We start from the raw sequence: 14,195 nt of genomic DNA on the forward strand, positions 1-14,195 counted from the left end.
GGGCGATTAGCTCCGTCGCAAGCCGAGGTCAAAAGCGATGTGTTCCACGTGGAACATCACTTGCCGATGCAGAACCGGCCGAAGAGCACATCGAGCATCTCCTCGGTCGAGTTCCTTCCGGTGATTTCATCGAACGAGACGCGTGCCCGGCGCAGGTTCTCTGCCGCGATCAACCAGTCCCCCTGCCCCTGACACGCCAGGAGCGCTTCGCACGCTTCCCGAACAATTGCTTTCTGTCGACGGGTCAGGGCGATCCGATCAGGAGGAGGTAGGCTCCGCTTTGCCCGTGCGATGATCTCCGTAATCAGAGCGTCCACCCCCTCACCTGTTACCGCTGAAACCCGGAAACCCGGGCCGCCAGCAGAGGTGTCAGCGAGATCGATCTTGGGCGTAATCTGAATCGCCCCTTCGGGCCGATCTTCCTCATGGCCCAGCCACAGCACGATTTCTGCCCGGCGCAACTGATAGTGTGCCCGCTCGATACCGATGGCCTCGATTTCCCCGACATCTTCGGCACGCAAACCTGCCGTATCGACGAAGACGAAGGGCACACCACCAAGAGCGACTGCCCTCTCGATCACATCGCGCGTGGTGCCCGCCTCGGCCGAGACAATCGCGGCGCCGTCCTGAATTATAGCATTGAAAAGAGACGATTTTCCAGCATTGGGCGGCCCACCGAAGACGACCCGGACGCCCTCGCGCAAGCGATCGGCGGATGGTCGCTCCAGAACCCGCTCGATTTCGAGGCGCAATTCCTCCAACCCGGCTGCGAATGACGGAGGCAGATCGCCCACATCGTCCTCGTCCGAGAAATCGATGACCGCTTCGAGTTGGGCCGAAAGCTGAAGCACCCGGTCGCGCCAACCCTCCACTCGCCGGGACAACTCGCCTCCCGCAGCGTGAAGCGCGCCGCGACGCTGCCATTCGGTCTCTGCCGAAAGGAGGTCAGCCAGCCCCTCTGCCTCGGCAAGGTCGATCCGGCCGTTGCCCAAGGCACGTCGGGTGAATTCGCCCGGATTGGCCTCGCGAAGTCCGGCGAGCTGTCCCAGCGTGTCGAGAACACCGACCACAACCGCCCTGCCTCCGTGACAATGAAGCTCGGCCAGATCCTCGCCCGTGGCAGTACCGGGGCCGGGGATCCACAGGACAAGGGCTTCGTCGAGGAGATCCCCCTGCCGATCGACCAATTTTCGCAGCACCGGGCGACGCGCAGGCACCTCGCCACAGCCGAGATCGTCGAGGGCGCCGCGTGCGCCCGTGCCGCTGATACGAATGACCGCGATCCCGGCCGGCGGCGCGCCGCTCGACAGGGCAAAGATAGTGTCAGTCATCGGCTTGTCGGCAGGGTGTCAGTCCTCGTCCGACGTCTTCTTGCCGGACTGGCTGCGCGCCGCATTGGCGCCTTCCATGAAGCTCTGGAAAAGCTTGAAGCCTGCCTGGCCCATAGGTGCGAGCTGTTTGGCGTATTCCTGCAGCTGATCGGTGTTGGTGACACCCTTCATCGCTTTGGACATCATATCGACGTAGATGTCGTTGGCCTTGCCCACGTCGGGAAGCCCCATGAAACTGCGGGCCTCTTCGGGCGTGCAGTCGATTTCGATATGGACCTTCATGCAGCTTCCTCCGTTGTGACCCTGTGTGCCTTGTCTGCACCCTATCTGGGTTTGCCAAGCATTCGCTGCAAGCGCTAGGCCGCATGAAGACCAATTGCGAGGGAGAACCGCGCCGATGACCGAAGCAGCCCAGATCGCCACCCTGAGCGGCAATGACCACTTCACCGCTTATGTCGCGCGCCCCGCAGGCACGCCGCGCGCTGCGATCATCGTGATCCAGGAAATCTTCGGCGTGAATGCGGGCATCCGCCGCAAGTGCGACAGGCTGGCCGAGGATGGCTATCTCGCCGTCGCGCCGGACCTGTTCTCGCGGCTGCAACCCGGCATCGAGCTGGATCCGGACGTCGAGCCCGAATTCAAGCAGGCGCTGGAATGGATGGGCAAGTTCAACCAGGACCAAGGCATCCGCGACATCGAGGCGACGATCCATCACATCCGCCGCGAAGAAGGCGTCGCGAAGGTTGGCTGCGTCGGATACTGCCTCGGTGGCCGGCTCGCCTACATGACTGCGGCGCGCACCGACGTGAATGCCTCAGTCGGCTATTACGGTGTCGGGATCGACGGTCTGCTGGGCGAGAAACACGCGATCGCCCACCCCCTTATGCTCCACATCCCGACCGAGGACGGCTTCGTCGACAAGGCGACGCAACAGGCGATGCACGAGGGGCTGGACCATCACCCCAAGGTCACGCTCCACGACTACGAAGGGCTCGACCACGGCTTTGCCACCGAGTTCGGCAAGCGCCGCAGCGAGGATGCCGCGAACCTTGCCGACAGCCGCACCAGCGCCTTCTTCGCCGAGCACCTTGCCTGATGCGCAATCGCGCGCAAATGCGCGAATCGTCCGAGCTGTTCATGCGCTTCGGACCGACGCTGGTTGTGGTGCTGCTCGCCGCGATCTGTGCGCTGGTGGAGAACCTGCGCTGGGGCCTGGTAGTCACCCTCCCGCTGCTGACGCTGGCGATCTACGACTTCTTGCAGCGCCGCCATACGCTGTGGCGCAACTATCCGCTGCTCGCGCACATTCGCTGGATCATGGAGGATTTGCGCCCTTATGCTCGTGCATATTTCGTCGAAGGCGACCTGGAGGGCCGGCCGTTCAACCATGACGAGCGCGCGCTGGTCTATGCGCGGGCCAAGGGCGAGCTCGATTCGCATCCCTTCGGCACCGAGCTGGACGTTTATTCGGACGAGTACGAGTGGCTGGGCCATTCGATCGTGCCGAAGGAGGATGCCCCAAAAGAATGGCGCACCACCGTCGGCACGGAGCAGTGTGCGAAGCCCTACTCCTCCTCGCTCCTCAACATCTCCGCGATGAGCTTCGGTTCGCTGTCGGCGAATGCGATCATGGCGCTGAACAAGGGCGCGGCGCTGGGCGGGTTCTACCATGACACAGGCGAAGGTGGCCTTTCGCGCTACCATCGCTCACATGGGGGCGATCTCGTGTGGGAGATCGGCAGCGGCTATTTCGGTTGCCGCACGAAGGATGGGGCTTTCGACCCCGGCATGTTCGCAGAGACTGCCAGCGAAGAGCAGGTCCGCATGATTGAGATCAAGCTCAGCCAGGGGGCGAAGCCGGGCCATGGCGGGGTCCTGCCAGCAGCCAAGGTCACTGCCGAAATCGCCGAGGCGCGCGGCGTATCCGAAGGTGAAGCCTGCGTCTCGCCCGCCGCGCACTCAAGCTTCTCCACCCCGGTTGAATTGCTCGAATGGGCTGCCAGCCTGCGCGACCTTTCCGGTGGCAAGCCCGTCGGCATCAAGCTGTGCGTCGGCCAGCCGCACGAGGTGTTCGCGCTGATGAAGGCGATGCTCGAGACCGGCACCAGGCTCGACTACATCGTCGTCGATGGCGCGGAAGGTGGGACCGGGGCAGCACCGGTCGAATTCTCCAACCGTCTCGGCATGCCCCTGCGCGAAGGGCTGATCCTGGTGCGCAACGCGCTCGTCGGCACGGGGCTCAAGAAGGAAATCAGGCTTGGTGCCGCAGGCAAGGTCCATTCGGGCGCCGGTCTCGCAATGAATCTCGGGCTGGGTGCCGACTGGTGCAATTCGGCGCGCGCCTTCATGTTCGCGCTGGGCTGCGTGCAATCGATGAAGTGCCATACCGATGCCTGCCCCACCGGCGTGGCGACACAGGATGCGACCCGCCAGCGCGGCCTCGTGGTCGAGGACAAGGGCGAGCGCGTCGCCCGCTTCCAGCGCCAGACGCTCGCATCGCTAAGGGAAATGGTCATCGCCATGGGGCTCGAGAACCCGTGGCAGATCGCACCCTGCCATATTTCCGAGCGACTCAATTCGGCAAAGTCGGACCGGATCGACAACATCTACGGTTTCCTCAAGGAGAACCAGTTGCTCGACGATCCGGCTTCGACGCAATATGCCGAGGAATGGGAAATGGCCCAGGCACACACATTCGGGGAGGCGACATGTCGGCCAAGGTAGGATTGAAGCGCTGGCACGAGGTCATCGAGGGCGGCAGTTCGCCCGAGGCACTCTCGGCCATCATCCGCGAAGACGCGGTGTTCCACTCGCCCGTCGTGCACACGCCGCAGGTCGGGCGCCCGATTGTGGTGGCCTATCTTTCGGCCGCGGGACAGACGCTGGGCAACGAGAGTTTTGAATATGTCCGCGAGCTGGTCGATGGCGAGAATGCCATGATCGAGTTCCAGACCACGATGGACGGCATTCACGTCAACGGCATCGACCTCATCCGCTTCGACGAGGACGGCAATATCGTCGATTTCAAGGTCATGGTCAGGCCGTTGAAGGCGGTGAACAAGGTCTGGGAACAGATGGCCGCTCAGCTGGAACGCCAGAAGGCCTCATAATCGCCCGAGAACGAACTCTGCGCGCTCTGCGGGGGTGGCGAAGGGCAAGGTGACCAGATCGTAGCCATAGTGCCTCCAGGCGCGTTCTACGGCATCATCGCTGGCAAGGGCAGCATCCCAGTCCTGGATGCGCTCGTCATCGGGCGTGTAGATCTCGCGCCAGGGCCTGGCATGGAACACGGGCCCATCGAAACGAAGGTCACGACAGGCACGATCGATTTCGGCCGGAACCTCGAGGCCTTCCAGCCAGAGGAAGCCGACGATATCCGCGAAACCGCGGTCGAAGATTGAGGGCGATGCGTCGGCCGCCCGCCATTCCGACATCTGCTCGATGAACATGGCATCGGCGAAGCCGCGCGGGTCGCGCTCGCGCAATTCCATGCCGCCCTCCCCCTGAAGGATGCGGCGGGCAACCTCGCGCACGACCGGGAGGCCGCGCTGTGCGAGCTCGTCAAGCAATGTGGACTTGCCCGCCCCGGGAGCGCCGGTGACGGCCACTCTCCGGATCGCGGGCATGCGCGCCGAACCCTTACTGGTTCATCGTCGCGAAGAAGTCCTCGTTGGTCTTGGAATCCTTCATCTTGTCGAGGAGGAATTCCATCGCGTCCACCGTGCCCATCTGCATGAGGATACGGCGCAGGACCCACATCTTCGACAGCTTGTCCTTCTCGACCAGCAGCTCTTCCTTGCGGGTGCCCGACTTGCCCACGTCGAGCGCGGGGAAGATGCGCTTGTCGGCGACCTTACGATCGAGGACGATTTCCGAGTTACCGGTGCCCTTGAATTCTTCGAAGATGACCTCGTCCATGCGGCTGCCGGTGTCGATCAGCGCGGTGGCGATGATCGAGAGCGAACCGCCTTCCTCGATGTTACGTGCTGCGCCGAAGAAGCGCTTGGGGCGCTGCAGGGCGTTGGCGTCGACACCGCCGGTGAGAACCTTGCCCGAGCTCGGCACGACAGTGTTGTAGGCGCGGCCGAGACGGGTGATCGAGTCGAGCAGGATGACGACATCGCGCTTGTGCTCGACGAGACGCTTGGCCTTCTCGATCACCATTTCGGCGACCTGGACGTGGCGGTTGGCAGGCTCGTCGAAGGTCGAGGAGATGACCTCGCCCTTCACGCTGCGCTGCATGTCGGTGACTTCCTCGGGACGCTCGTCGACGAGCAGGACCAGCAGGAAGACTTCCGGGTGGTTGTCGGTGATCGCCTTGGCGATGTTCTGCAGCAGCACGGTCTTACCCGTGCGTGGCGGGGCGACGATCAGCGCGCGCTGGCCTTTGCCCTGCGGCGAGATGATGTCGATCACGCGGGCCGACTTGTCCTTCACCGTCGGATCGAAGGTGTCGAGCGTCAGCTTTTCTTCCGGATAGAGCGGCGTGAGGTTGTCGAAATTGGTCCGGTGGCGGACCGCGTCGGGATCGTCGAAATTGACCGAGGCAAGGCTGGTCAGCGCGAAGTAGCGCTCGCCTTCCTTGGGTGCGCGAATCTCGCCCTCGACGGTATCGCCGGTGCGCAGCCCCCATTTGCGGACCTGGTTGGGCGAGACATAGATGTCGTCGGGGCCGGCGAGGTAGTTCGCCTCGGGGCTGCGCAGGAAGCCGAAGCCGTCCTGGAGCACCTCGATGGTGCCGATGCCCATGATCTTTTCTTCGTATTCTTCGTCCTCGGCCAGTTCGCGCAGGATGCAGAACATCAGGTCCTGGCGGCGCATGGTCGAGGCACCTTCGACACCGAGTTCTTCGGCCATCGACACCAGCTCGGCGGGGGTTTTTGCTTTTAGGTCTTTGAGATGCATTTGTTTTCTCGAGAGTATTCTGTTGGGATGGCCGGCAGGTCGATATGGGCTTGGAGAAAGCGGACCCGGCCCCGTCTTGGATGCGGGACCTATAGCCAGTCGGTGGAGATGCAATTACGGGCGCGCCGCAAATGCGTCAATTCATAAAGCGATAGGCGGATGCGTCAGAAGGGTTTGACGACGACCAGCACCACGATGAGCGCGAGTGCGATGCCGGGAAACTCACCCCACATGCGCAACTGCTTCTCGCTCAGCGGTCGCTCGCCCGCGACCATGGCCTTGGACTTGGCGACCATGAAGCCGTGAAAGCCGGTAAGGGCAACGACCACCAGCAGCTTGGCGTGGAACCAACCCTGGTCCCAGGCACCGATGGACGAAGCCAGCGCAAGGCCGAGAACCCACACCACGACGAGGCTCGGCGTCAGGATGATCTTGCGCAGGAGGCCCATGCGCTTGCCCCACAACGCCGCTTCTTCCGATCCCGGCGCAGTGCCGTGAAGATAGATCATCTGCCGGGGGAGCATGAACAGTCCCGCCATCCAGAACACCATGAAGATGATGTGTCCGGCCTTGAGCCAGAGGTAGGTCATGGCAAGCACGTCCTGCATCGCGAAGCTATGTAGGTATTGCGCACGAGTGCGTCACCCCTCGAAACCGCGGACAGTCGAAATCAGCCGCTCGACGTGTTCGATGGGCGTGCGCCGGTCGATGCCGTGACCGAGGTTGAAGACATGCGGCCGGCCGGCAAAGGCACGCAGGATCGTCGCCACGCGCTTTTCGAGCTCGGGGCTTCCGGCAAGCAGCAGCAGCGGATCGAGATTGCCTTGTACCGGCATGTCCGCAGGCAGTTCCCTCGCGACCCAATCCGGATCGAGCGTCTCGTCCACCCCCACGGCCTGAACCCCGGTCTCGCGCGCATAGGCGGGCAGTTTCTCGCCCGAGCCCTTGGGAAAGCCGATGACCGGAGTATCCGGGTGTCGTTCGCGCAATGCCGATACGATGGCAGCATTGGGCGCGATGACCCAGCGTTCGAACTGGTCGGGAGCGAGGCTGCCTGCCCAGCTGTCGAACAATTGCACCGCTTCCGCACCGGCTTCGATCTGGCCGGAGAGATAGGTGATGGTCTGCTCGACAATCGCATCGATAATCGCTTGCAAGGCACCCGGATCGCGATAGGCCATGGCCCGCGCGTCGTGCTGGTCGCGACTGCCCTCGCCCGCCACCATATAGGTCGCGACGGTCCAGGGACTGCCCGCAAAGCCGAGCATGGTTACGCCCTCTGGCAGACGCTGGCGGCACAGGCGGACTGTCTGGTAGATCGGATCGTAGCGTTCGGTCGCCGAACACAGCGTATCGAGCGCTTCATCGACGAGTCTCGGTGCAAGCTTTGGCCCCTCGCCCGCCTCGAACCACAGGTCCTGGCCCATCGCATGCGGCACGATCAGGATATCCGAAAACAGGATTGCCCCGTCGAATCCGAAACGGTCGATCGGCTGCAACGTGATCTCGCAGGCGGCCTCGCTGTCGTAAGCCATCTCGAGGAATCCGCCCTTCTGCTCCCTCAGGGCACGGTATTCGGGGAGGTAACGCCCGGCCTGGCGCATGAGCCACATGGGCACCCGCGAGGAGCGCTTTCCGTTCAGCGTATCGAGAAGGAGACCGGGCATACGGGAAGAGTCCAATCCAATATATTTATTTAGATAAGAGTTGATGGAGTCTGTTGGCCCTGTGGATTTCAGGGATAACCGGCCCCTGCCCGAATTCTCCCGCAAAGCAAAGGGTCGAGCGGATATGCGACTCGCGGCTCGGCTTGAGTCGAGTCAAACTTATCCCTGTTGTCCCCAGCCTGTCCAAAACCCGACCGACCTGTGCGGGAATCGCCTGCTGAAAGACTCGTTGTGGGGAGGGAAGTTCCTCCCGAACTTGTCGGCAGGCCTATCCCGTGGTTTATGCCGGTGCTTCTCCACAGGGTGCCGGAGCCTCTCATTTCCAACCGCGTCCATCTCCACCTGTTGTCAGACTCCACCGGCGAAACGCTCGAGATGCTGGCCAAGGCCGCGCTCGCGCAATTCGAGGATGCGGACGTCATGCGCCATTTCTGGCCGATGGTTCGAAGCCGCCAGCATCTCGAGCGCATTGCCCCGGAGCTCAAGGCAAACCCTGGCCTAGTCCTCTTTACGCTGGTCAATCCCGAAACGCGCGATCGGCTGGAAGAGATCTGCCGCCAGCTAGGGCTGCCCGCCGTCCCCATACTAGACCGTGTGACCGAGGCACTCGAAAAGGCGCTGGGGCAGGAAGCCCATGGCAAGCCCGGTCGCCAGCACGCGATGGACCAGGCCTATTTCAAGCGGGTCGAGGCGATCCAGTTCACCATCGCACATGATGACGGCGTCGGGTGGGAGAACTGGGAAGAGGCGGACATCGTCCTCGCAGGCGTTTCGCGCAGCTCGAAGACGCCGACCAGCATTTACCTGGCCAATCGCGGTTACAAGGTCGCCAACATCCCGTTGGTGGTCGAAAGCCCGCCACCACCCAAGCTGTTCGAGCTCAAGAACCCGATGGTGGTCGGCCTTACCACAGCGCCGGAGCGGCTGGTGCAGGTGCGCCGCAACCGCCTCCTGAGCCTCAACGAGGAGCGCACAACCGACTATGCCGACCAGGAAAAGGTCAAGGCCGAAGTTGCCTTCGCTCGGCGCATGTTTGCAGACAACGGCTGGGCAGTGATCGACGTCACCCGCCGTTCCATCGAGGAAACCGCCGCTGCGGTGATCCGCCTCTATAATGAACGCGAGACGCGCGGCACGACGCAAGGGGCGAAGCCGATATGAACGGGATCGCCGGAAATGGGCTGGTGCTGGCCTCCAACAGCGCCTCGCGCAAGGCGATGCTGGAAGCGGCTGGGATCACCTTCCGTGCAATGTCCGCGGACGTCGACGAGCGGGCGCTTGAAGCGGAGATGGATGACGCGGGCCCCGCCGAAATTGCGCAGGCGCTTGCTGCTGCCAAGGCCGGTGCCGTTTCGACGCAATGCGGTGAGGAACTTGTGCTCGGCTCGGATTCCCTCGTGGAGGTCGACGGACGCCGCTTCGACAAGCCGAAGACGCGTGAGGACGCCGTGGAACACCTGCGCTTCTTTTCCGGCAAGGTGATGACGCTGCACAGCGCCGCTGCGCTGGCCCGCGGTGGGCGGATCACCTGGCTCGACAGCGACTTTGCCCGCCTCAAGGTTCGCGACCTCAGCGATGAATTCATCGAAGCCTATCTCGACACCGAATGGCCAGCAGTCTCCTATTGCGTGGGGGTTTTCCGTATCGAGGGTCCGGGCGTGCAATTGTTCGAAGCGATCATGGGCGACCAGTTCACCGTGCTCGGCATGCCGCTGCTTAAGGTCCTCGATGCTCTGCGCGAGGATGGGGTGCTGCCCGCATGAAGCCCTATGCCGAAGTGGTCGGCGATCCGATCGTACAGTCGAAATCGCCCACGATCCATGGCTTCTGGATCGCGAAACTCGGCCTTGATGCGGATTATCGCGCAGCCCATGTGACGAGCGAAGGGCTGGCTGACTACTTCGCCAGTCGACGCGAAGATCCGGAATGGCGCGGCTGCAATGTCACCATGCCGCACAAGCAGGCCGTCCAACCTTTTCTGGAAGGAATCGACGAAATCGCGAGTGCCATCGGCGCAGTGAACACGATCTACAGGGATTCGAATGGGCAGCTCGTCGGGACCAACACCGACATGTCAGGCTTCCTCGAACCGCTCGCCGGCGATCTCGCGAAATCCCATTATTTCCGCATGGCACGAATACTCGGAACGGGAGGCGCGGCGCGTGCAATCGTGACTGGCCTTGCGGGCCAAGGGTTCACCCTGGTTCTCGCTGGCCGTAACCCGGACAAGGCCCGCGCAATGCTCGACCAACTCGACCCGGGCGGCGAACATCATACCACCTTGCTGGACCATTTTGCTGAGGCGACGTACTTTGCATTCGACGATCGCGAAGGTTGCTGCGACCTCGTCGTCAATGCGTCCCCCCTGGGCATGCGCGGGCAACCGGCCCTCGCCTTCGATTGGAGTCATGCGCCACCGGGATCGATTGCCTATGACATCGTGACTGACCCGGTCGAGACCGAATTCCTCAAGGGTGCACGCGAGGCCGGCTTCAAGACTATCGATGGTCTATCCATGCTCATCGGACAGGCGGCGGCAGCCTTCACCCGTTTCTTCGGCGTCGAGCCGCCGCGCGAACATGATGCCGAACTGCGAAAAAGGCTGAGCGCATGACCCGCCCCCTGATAGTTGGTCTCACCGGCTCGATCGGAATGGGAAAGTCTACAGTTGCGACGATGTTCGAGGCCGCAGGGGTGCCCGTGTTCGATGCCGATGCGGAAGTGCGCGCCATGCAGGGCGCAAATGGAGAATTGATCCCGGCGATTGAAGCAGCCTTCCCTGGCACAACCGGGCCTGCGGGCGTGTTGCGCGACGAGCTTGGCCAGAAGGTTTTCGGCGACAAGGAGGCGTTGGCCCGATTGGAGGCGATCGTCCATCCGGCAGTGGCGAGGAAGCGCGAGGCGTTCCTGATCGAACATGCCGGTGCACCAGTTGTCGTGTTCGACATACCCCTGCTGTTCGAAAAGGGCGGCGCGGCGGCAGTCGACAAGGTCGTGGTGGTTTCTGCCCCTGCGGAGACTCAACGCGCACGTGTGCTGGCCCGACCCGGCATGACGCAGGAGAAATTCGCTCATATTCTTTCGTTGCAGGTTCCCGATGCCGAAAAGCGGGAACGGGCGGACTACATCGTCGACACAGGGACATCGGTGGAGGAAACCGAGACCGAGGTCATCGACCTCATCACCCATCTGCGTGCCGAACGAGCAAAGAAATAGGTGATCCGCAGCACTTGAAATCCGCCCGAGAGAGGCCGATAGATTGCATGATGCGCGAAATCGTATTCGATACCGAGACCACCGGCCTAGACCCCAGAAGCGGGGACCGGATGGTCGAAATCGGCTGCATCGAAATGTTCAATCTCGTACCGACAGGCGCAACCTTCCACGCCTATTTCAATCCCGAGCGCGACATGCCCGCAGGGGCAGAGGCAGTGCACGGGCTTTCTGCTGCCTTCCTGTCGGACAAGCCATTGTTCAAGGACATGGCTGGCGAACTCATCGAGTTCCTTGGCGATGCACCTTTGGTCGCGCACAATGCCGGCTTCGACTTCGGCTTCCTCAATGCCGAACTGGAATTCTGCGGACGCGACGCCGTCTGCATGAGCCGCATGATCGACACCGTCGCTATCGCCAAGAAGCGCCATCCCGGCGCGAAGCTATCGCTTGACGCGCTGTGTTCGCGCTACGGCATCGATCGCAGCCATCGCGTAAAGCACGGGGCGCTGCTCGATGCCGAACTGCTGGCGCAGGTCTATGTCGAGCTGAAGGGCGGTCGGCAGATCGGATTGGAACTGGCAGCGGAGATCGCGGCGCGCGAAACTGTCGTTGCAAGTGAGGTTATCGCTGTGCGCAAGGCACCTGACGGACCGCGCCGCGAGCCGCGGCCGCATGCGGCCAGCCAGGCTGAACTGGCACGACACAGGGAATTCATGTCCGGGATCGAGAACCCTCTCTGGGGCTAGGTTGCGGAGATGCCGGCGGACGGGGTCGGAAGCGGGATCGGCGGGTAGGACAAAGGAGAAAACGATAAGATGGATATTCGCGTCTCTGGCCACCAGATCGATACCGGCGCCGCTCTTCAGGAGCACGTGGGTGATCGACTGAACTCCATCGTCGACAAGTATTTCAACCGCGCGATCTCCTCGCATGTCACCTTTGGCAAGGGGCCGGGCGGTTCCTTCACTTCCGATATCGTCACCCATGTCATGCAAGGCCTGATCTTAAAGGGTCACGCCGAAGCCCACGACGTGCACCAGGCATTCGATTCCGCAGCGGGCAAGATCGAAAAGCAGCTGCGCCGTTACAAGCGACGGATCCAGGATCGTCACGAGCAAGCCAGTCACGCCATTCGCGAAGAAGAGGCGGCCTACACAATTCTTGGCGCTCCCGACACGGACGACGAGGAAGAGGTCACCGCCGACAGCCCTCCGATCATCGCCGAAACGCGTGCGATCATCCCCGAATGCAGCGTGGCCGATGCGGTGATGATGCTCGACCTGCAGAACGCCAATGCCCTGCTGTTCAAGAACGCGGGGAGCGAACAGCACAATATGGTCTATCGCCGTCACGACGGATCGATCGGCTGGGTCGAGCCGCGCTAGACAAGCGGAGGACGGTATGACCGGGGCCGCAATAAGCGGGGCGGAGCGTCATTTTCGCGCGCTCGAGAACCTATATGCGTCAGCCCCGGTCAATGCGCTGTTTCGCTCAAGCATCGAAATTCCCGGTGATGGACTCTCGCGCATCACATTCTACGTGTCGGAGGAGTTCTACCACGCTGCAGGAGCTGCGCATGGTACGATCTACTTCAAGATGCTCGACGATGCAGCTTTCTATGCAGCCAACAGCCTCGTAACCGATCGCTTCCTCCTGACAACCTCCTTCAACCTCCATTTCACCAAGCCGGTGCGTGACGGAAAGGTGGTCGCGGAGGGGAAATGGATCAGCGGTCGGAAGCGAGTCTTCGTCGCGGAAGCTCGGCTCATTGATGCCGAGGGAGAAGAGATCGGCCGAGGCACAGGCACTTTCATGCGCTCACACATCGCCCTTTCGGGGCTATCGGGCTACGCACTGGAAGATGCGGCATGAGCGACGCACGGCTCCCTGCCCATCTCGAAGTGAGCGCCCTACTTCGCCTCGTGGAAAGCAATGGCGGCTTCGCGGCAGTGCTTAAACGTGGCGAACGAGACGCGGGAACGATCCTGATATTAACGACTGACCGTGGCAATAATGCCATCCTGTGGGAGCGTATGCCCCATCTCGACGGCACGCGCCCATACACCGCTTCACGCAAGCAAGATATTGAAAATAAGATTGATTTCGAAGAATATGTCGGTCGCAGGATGAAGCAGGACCCCGATGCCTGGGTGATCGAACTGGATATCGTTAACGCAGAACGCTTCATCTCAACCATGGTTACTTAGGTTGACACGGTTTCAGTTGTGACTATGTGGCGCCCCACTTCGATGCGGAGGCGGCGTCAGTTCGGCAATACGGCCGACGCGCTAGCACGCAGACGGGGGATGGCCGGCAGGCCCGCAACGGACCCGATTACCACGACGCAATAAACGCGCGTGGGTCCCAGCCTGCGCCAGACCATCAACCGCCGAATGTTTCGGAATCATGGTTCGCAAGACTACCGGTTTTACCGCGGCGATCGCGGCTGCCGTAACACTAACTTTTGTCGGGATGGATAGTTCCGGCGCAAACGCCCAGGTCGCAGCGAATGCGACTCAGATCACCGCCTCCGAGGCACCGCTGACCGAAGAGGTCGTGCCGGTCTTCGTGGAGAAGGAAGTGGTCCAAGAGCTTCCCGAGGAAGCTCGTGAAGAAATTCAGGAATCCGAGGAAGAGCCGCGCGCACAAAGCCTGCGCGAACTGGTCGCAGCCATGCCGGCGACCGGCGAGCTTTCAGCCGAACTCCAGTGCCTTGCCGGCGCAATTTACTTCGAATCGCGCGGCGAACCCCTTTCCGGCCAGCTGGCTGTGGCACAGGTGATCATCAATCGCAGCCAGGACGGGCGCTTCCCCTCCAGCTATTGCGGTGTGGTCTACCAGCGCTCGCAATTCTCCTTCGTGAAGGGCGGTCGCATGCCGCATATTCGCACGAGTTCCGCTGCATGGCGCAATGCCAAGGCGATCGCGCGCATTGCGCATCGCGGCCTGTGGGACAGCGAAGCCGGCGAAGCACTCTATTTCCATGCCAAGTACGTGAAGCCCAGCTGGAGCCGCAAGAAGGTCGCCACGGCGACCATCGATACGCACGTCTTCTATCGCTGATTGCGGCTGACGC

Annotated in this window: 18 protein-coding genes; 12 read left to right on the plus strand and 6 right to left on the minus strand. The window is 62.1% G+C overall.

Translation table 11 applies throughout. The features are described 5' to 3' along the window. Window positions 1–56: 56 nt before the first annotated feature. Both mnmE and RAM60_RS12680 read right to left on the minus strand, forming a co-directional pair. Window positions 57–1,331, minus strand: coding sequence for a tRNA uridine-5-carboxymethylaminomethyl(34) synthesis GTPase MnmE (mnmE, locus tag RAM60_RS12675; protein ID WP_369026468.1), 1,275 nt, complete (start codon window positions 1,329–1,331; stop codon window positions 57–59). A gap of 18 nt (window positions 1,332–1,349) precedes the next feature. Further along, entirely contained in the window at window positions 1,350–1,613 is a 264-nt protein-coding gene (locus tag RAM60_RS12680) for a DUF6489 family protein (RefSeq protein ID WP_369026467.1), read from the minus strand. 115 nt (window positions 1,614–1,728) lie between these two features. On the opposite strand from RAM60_RS12680, the gene RAM60_RS12685 reads away from it, so the two are divergent. From RAM60_RS12685 to RAM60_RS12695, 3 genes are read left to right on the plus strand one after another with little or no spacing between them, the layout of a single operon-like run. Beyond that, window positions 1,729–2,427: a dienelactone hydrolase family protein gene (locus tag RAM60_RS12685; RefSeq protein ID WP_369026466.1), complete on the plus strand. Its 699-nt coding sequence runs from the start codon at window positions 1,729–1,731 to the stop codon at window positions 2,425–2,427. A 17-nt stretch (window positions 2,428–2,444) separates the two neighbouring features. Next, complete coding sequence (locus RAM60_RS12690; RefSeq protein ID WP_369026465.1) at window positions 2,445–4,055, plus strand: FMN-binding glutamate synthase family protein; 1,611 nt, start codon at window positions 2,445–2,447, stop codon at window positions 4,053–4,055. Next, window positions 4,040–4,441, plus strand: coding sequence for a nuclear transport factor 2 family protein (locus tag RAM60_RS12695; RefSeq protein WP_369026464.1), 402 nt, complete (start codon window positions 4,040–4,042; stop codon window positions 4,439–4,441). Before RAM60_RS12690 ends, RAM60_RS12695 begins: the two co-directional genes overlap by 16 nt. Here the strand turns inward: RAM60_RS12695 and RAM60_RS12700 are convergent. The 4 genes from RAM60_RS12700 to hemE all read right to left on the minus strand — a co-directional run bounded on the left by RAM60_RS12700 (window position 4,436) and on the right by hemE (window position 7,903). Beyond that, window positions 4,436–4,957, minus strand: a complete 522-nt coding sequence (locus RAM60_RS12700; protein WP_369026463.1) for an AAA family ATPase — start codon at window positions 4,955–4,957, stop codon at window positions 4,436–4,438. The genes RAM60_RS12695 and RAM60_RS12700 overlap by 6 nt on opposite strands. 13 nt (window positions 4,958–4,970) lie before the next feature. After that, window positions 4,971–6,236 (minus strand): transcription termination factor Rho, encoded by a 1,266-nt coding sequence (rho, locus tag RAM60_RS12705; protein WP_200981704.1) that lies wholly within the window; start codon window positions 6,234–6,236, stop codon window positions 4,971–4,973. 164 nt (window positions 6,237–6,400) lie between these two features. After that, window positions 6,401–6,844 (minus strand): CopD family protein, encoded by a 444-nt coding sequence (locus RAM60_RS12710; RefSeq protein WP_200981705.1) that lies wholly within the window; start codon window positions 6,842–6,844, stop codon window positions 6,401–6,403. 33 nt (window positions 6,845–6,877) lie between these two features. Next, a complete protein-coding gene (gene hemE / locus RAM60_RS12715; RefSeq protein ID WP_369026462.1) occupies window positions 6,878–7,903 on the minus strand; it encodes a uroporphyrinogen decarboxylase in 1,026 nt (341 codons plus the stop codon). 282 nt (window positions 7,904–8,185) lie between these two features. On the opposite strand from hemE, the gene RAM60_RS12720 reads away from it, so the two are divergent. The 9 genes from RAM60_RS12720 (at window position 8,186) to RAM60_RS12760 (ending at window position 14,182) form a co-directional block, all read left to right on the plus strand. Beyond that, on the plus strand, window positions 8,186–9,064 hold the full coding sequence (locus RAM60_RS12720; protein ID WP_200981707.1) for a pyruvate, water dikinase regulatory protein: 879 nt from the start codon (window positions 8,186–8,188) through the stop codon (window positions 9,062–9,064). Further along, on the plus strand, window positions 9,061–9,666 hold the full coding sequence (locus RAM60_RS12725) for a Maf family protein (protein WP_369026461.1): 606 nt from the start codon (window positions 9,061–9,063) through the stop codon (window positions 9,664–9,666). The genes RAM60_RS12720 and RAM60_RS12725 overlap by 4 nt, the downstream gene beginning before the upstream one ends. Then, entirely contained in the window at window positions 9,663–10,517 is an 855-nt protein-coding gene (locus RAM60_RS12730; RefSeq protein WP_369026460.1) for a shikimate dehydrogenase family protein, read from the plus strand. The genes RAM60_RS12725 and RAM60_RS12730 overlap by 4 nt, the downstream gene beginning before the upstream one ends. After that, a complete protein-coding gene (gene coaE, locus RAM60_RS12735; protein ID WP_369026459.1) occupies window positions 10,514–11,119 on the plus strand; it encodes a dephospho-CoA kinase in 606 nt (201 codons plus the stop codon). Before RAM60_RS12730 ends, coaE begins: the two co-directional genes overlap by 4 nt. 50 nt (window positions 11,120–11,169) lie before the next feature. Further along, window positions 11,170–11,865, plus strand: coding sequence for a DNA polymerase III subunit epsilon (gene dnaQ / locus RAM60_RS12740; protein WP_369027323.1), 696 nt, complete (start codon window positions 11,170–11,172; stop codon window positions 11,863–11,865). Window positions 11,866–11,934: 69 nt separating this feature from the next. Further along, window positions 11,935–12,504, plus strand: a complete 570-nt coding sequence (hpf, locus tag RAM60_RS12745) for a ribosome hibernation-promoting factor, HPF/YfiA family (protein WP_200981712.1) — start codon at window positions 11,935–11,937, stop codon at window positions 12,502–12,504. Window positions 12,505–12,520: 16 nt separating this feature from the next. Continuing rightward, window positions 12,521–12,991, plus strand: coding sequence for a PaaI family thioesterase (locus RAM60_RS12750; protein ID WP_369026458.1), 471 nt, complete (start codon window positions 12,521–12,523; stop codon window positions 12,989–12,991). Then, on the plus strand, window positions 12,988–13,326 hold the full coding sequence (locus RAM60_RS12755; RefSeq protein WP_369026457.1) for a DUF1491 family protein: 339 nt from the start codon (window positions 12,988–12,990) through the stop codon (window positions 13,324–13,326). Before RAM60_RS12750 ends, RAM60_RS12755 begins: the two co-directional genes overlap by 4 nt. Before the next feature lie 199 nt (window positions 13,327–13,525). Continuing rightward, on the plus strand, window positions 13,526–14,182 hold the full coding sequence (locus tag RAM60_RS12760) for a cell wall hydrolase (RefSeq protein WP_369026456.1): 657 nt from the start codon (window positions 13,526–13,528) through the stop codon (window positions 14,180–14,182). Window positions 14,183–14,195 lie beyond the last annotated feature (13 nt).

Origin of the sequence: Qipengyuania sp. RANM35 (assembly GCF_041021145.2) — a bacterium.
In the GTDB taxonomy this organism is placed as follows: domain Bacteria; phylum Pseudomonadota; class Alphaproteobacteria; order Sphingomonadales; family Sphingomonadaceae; genus Qipengyuania; species Qipengyuania soli.

Excerpts from the sequence above, each read along its gene's own strand:
- RAM60_RS12695 (WP_369026464.1), top strand. The coding sequence starts at position 4,040 with ATGTCGGCCAAGGTAGGATTGAAGCGCTGGCACGAGGTCATCGAGGGC.
- RAM60_RS12710 (WP_200981705.1), bottom strand. The coding sequence starts at position 6,844 with ATGCAGGACGTGCTTGCCATGACCTACCTCTGGCTCAAGGCCGGACAC.
- RAM60_RS12720 (WP_200981707.1), top strand. The coding sequence starts at position 8,186 with ATGCCGGTGCTTCTCCACAGGGTGCCGGAGCCTCTCATTTCCAACCGC.
- RAM60_RS12690 (WP_369026465.1), top strand. The coding sequence starts at position 2,445 with ATGCGCGAATCGTCCGAGCTGTTCATGCGCTTCGGACCGACGCTGGTT.
- dnaQ (WP_369027323.1), top strand. The coding sequence starts at position 11,170 with ATGCGCGAAATCGTATTCGATACCGAGACCACCGGCCTAGACCCCAGA.
- rho (WP_200981704.1), bottom strand. The coding sequence starts at position 6,236 with ATGCATCTCAAAGACCTAAAAGCAAAAACCCCCGCCGAGCTGGTGTCG.
- RAM60_RS12700 (WP_369026463.1), bottom strand. The coding sequence starts at position 4,957 with ATGCCCGCGATCCGGAGAGTGGCCGTCACCGGCGCTCCCGGGGCGGGC.
- hemE (WP_369026462.1), bottom strand. The coding sequence starts at position 7,903 with ATGCCCGGTCTCCTTCTCGATACGCTGAACGGAAAGCGCTCCTCGCGG.
- hpf (WP_200981712.1), top strand. The coding sequence starts at position 11,935 with ATGGATATTCGCGTCTCTGGCCACCAGATCGATACCGGCGCCGCTCTT.
- RAM60_RS12730 (WP_369026460.1), top strand. The coding sequence starts at position 9,663 with ATGAAGCCCTATGCCGAAGTGGTCGGCGATCCGATCGTACAGTCGAAA.
- RAM60_RS12750 (WP_369026458.1), top strand. The coding sequence starts at position 12,521 with ATGACCGGGGCCGCAATAAGCGGGGCGGAGCGTCATTTTCGCGCGCTC.
- RAM60_RS12685 (WP_369026466.1), top strand. The coding sequence starts at position 1,729 with ATGACCGAAGCAGCCCAGATCGCCACCCTGAGCGGCAATGACCACTTC.
- RAM60_RS12755 (WP_369026457.1), top strand. The coding sequence starts at position 12,988 with ATGAGCGACGCACGGCTCCCTGCCCATCTCGAAGTGAGCGCCCTACTT.
- RAM60_RS12680 (WP_369026467.1), bottom strand. The coding sequence starts at position 1,613 with ATGAAGGTCCATATCGAAATCGACTGCACGCCCGAAGAGGCCCGCAGT.
- mnmE (WP_369026468.1), bottom strand. The coding sequence starts at position 1,331 with ATGACTGACACTATCTTTGCCCTGTCGAGCGGCGCGCCGCCGGCCGGG.
- RAM60_RS12760 (WP_369026456.1), top strand. The coding sequence starts at position 13,526 with ATGGTTCGCAAGACTACCGGTTTTACCGCGGCGATCGCGGCTGCCGTA.
- coaE (WP_369026459.1), top strand. The coding sequence starts at position 10,514 with ATGACCCGCCCCCTGATAGTTGGTCTCACCGGCTCGATCGGAATGGGA.
- RAM60_RS12725 (WP_369026461.1), top strand. The coding sequence starts at position 9,061 with ATGAACGGGATCGCCGGAAATGGGCTGGTGCTGGCCTCCAACAGCGCC.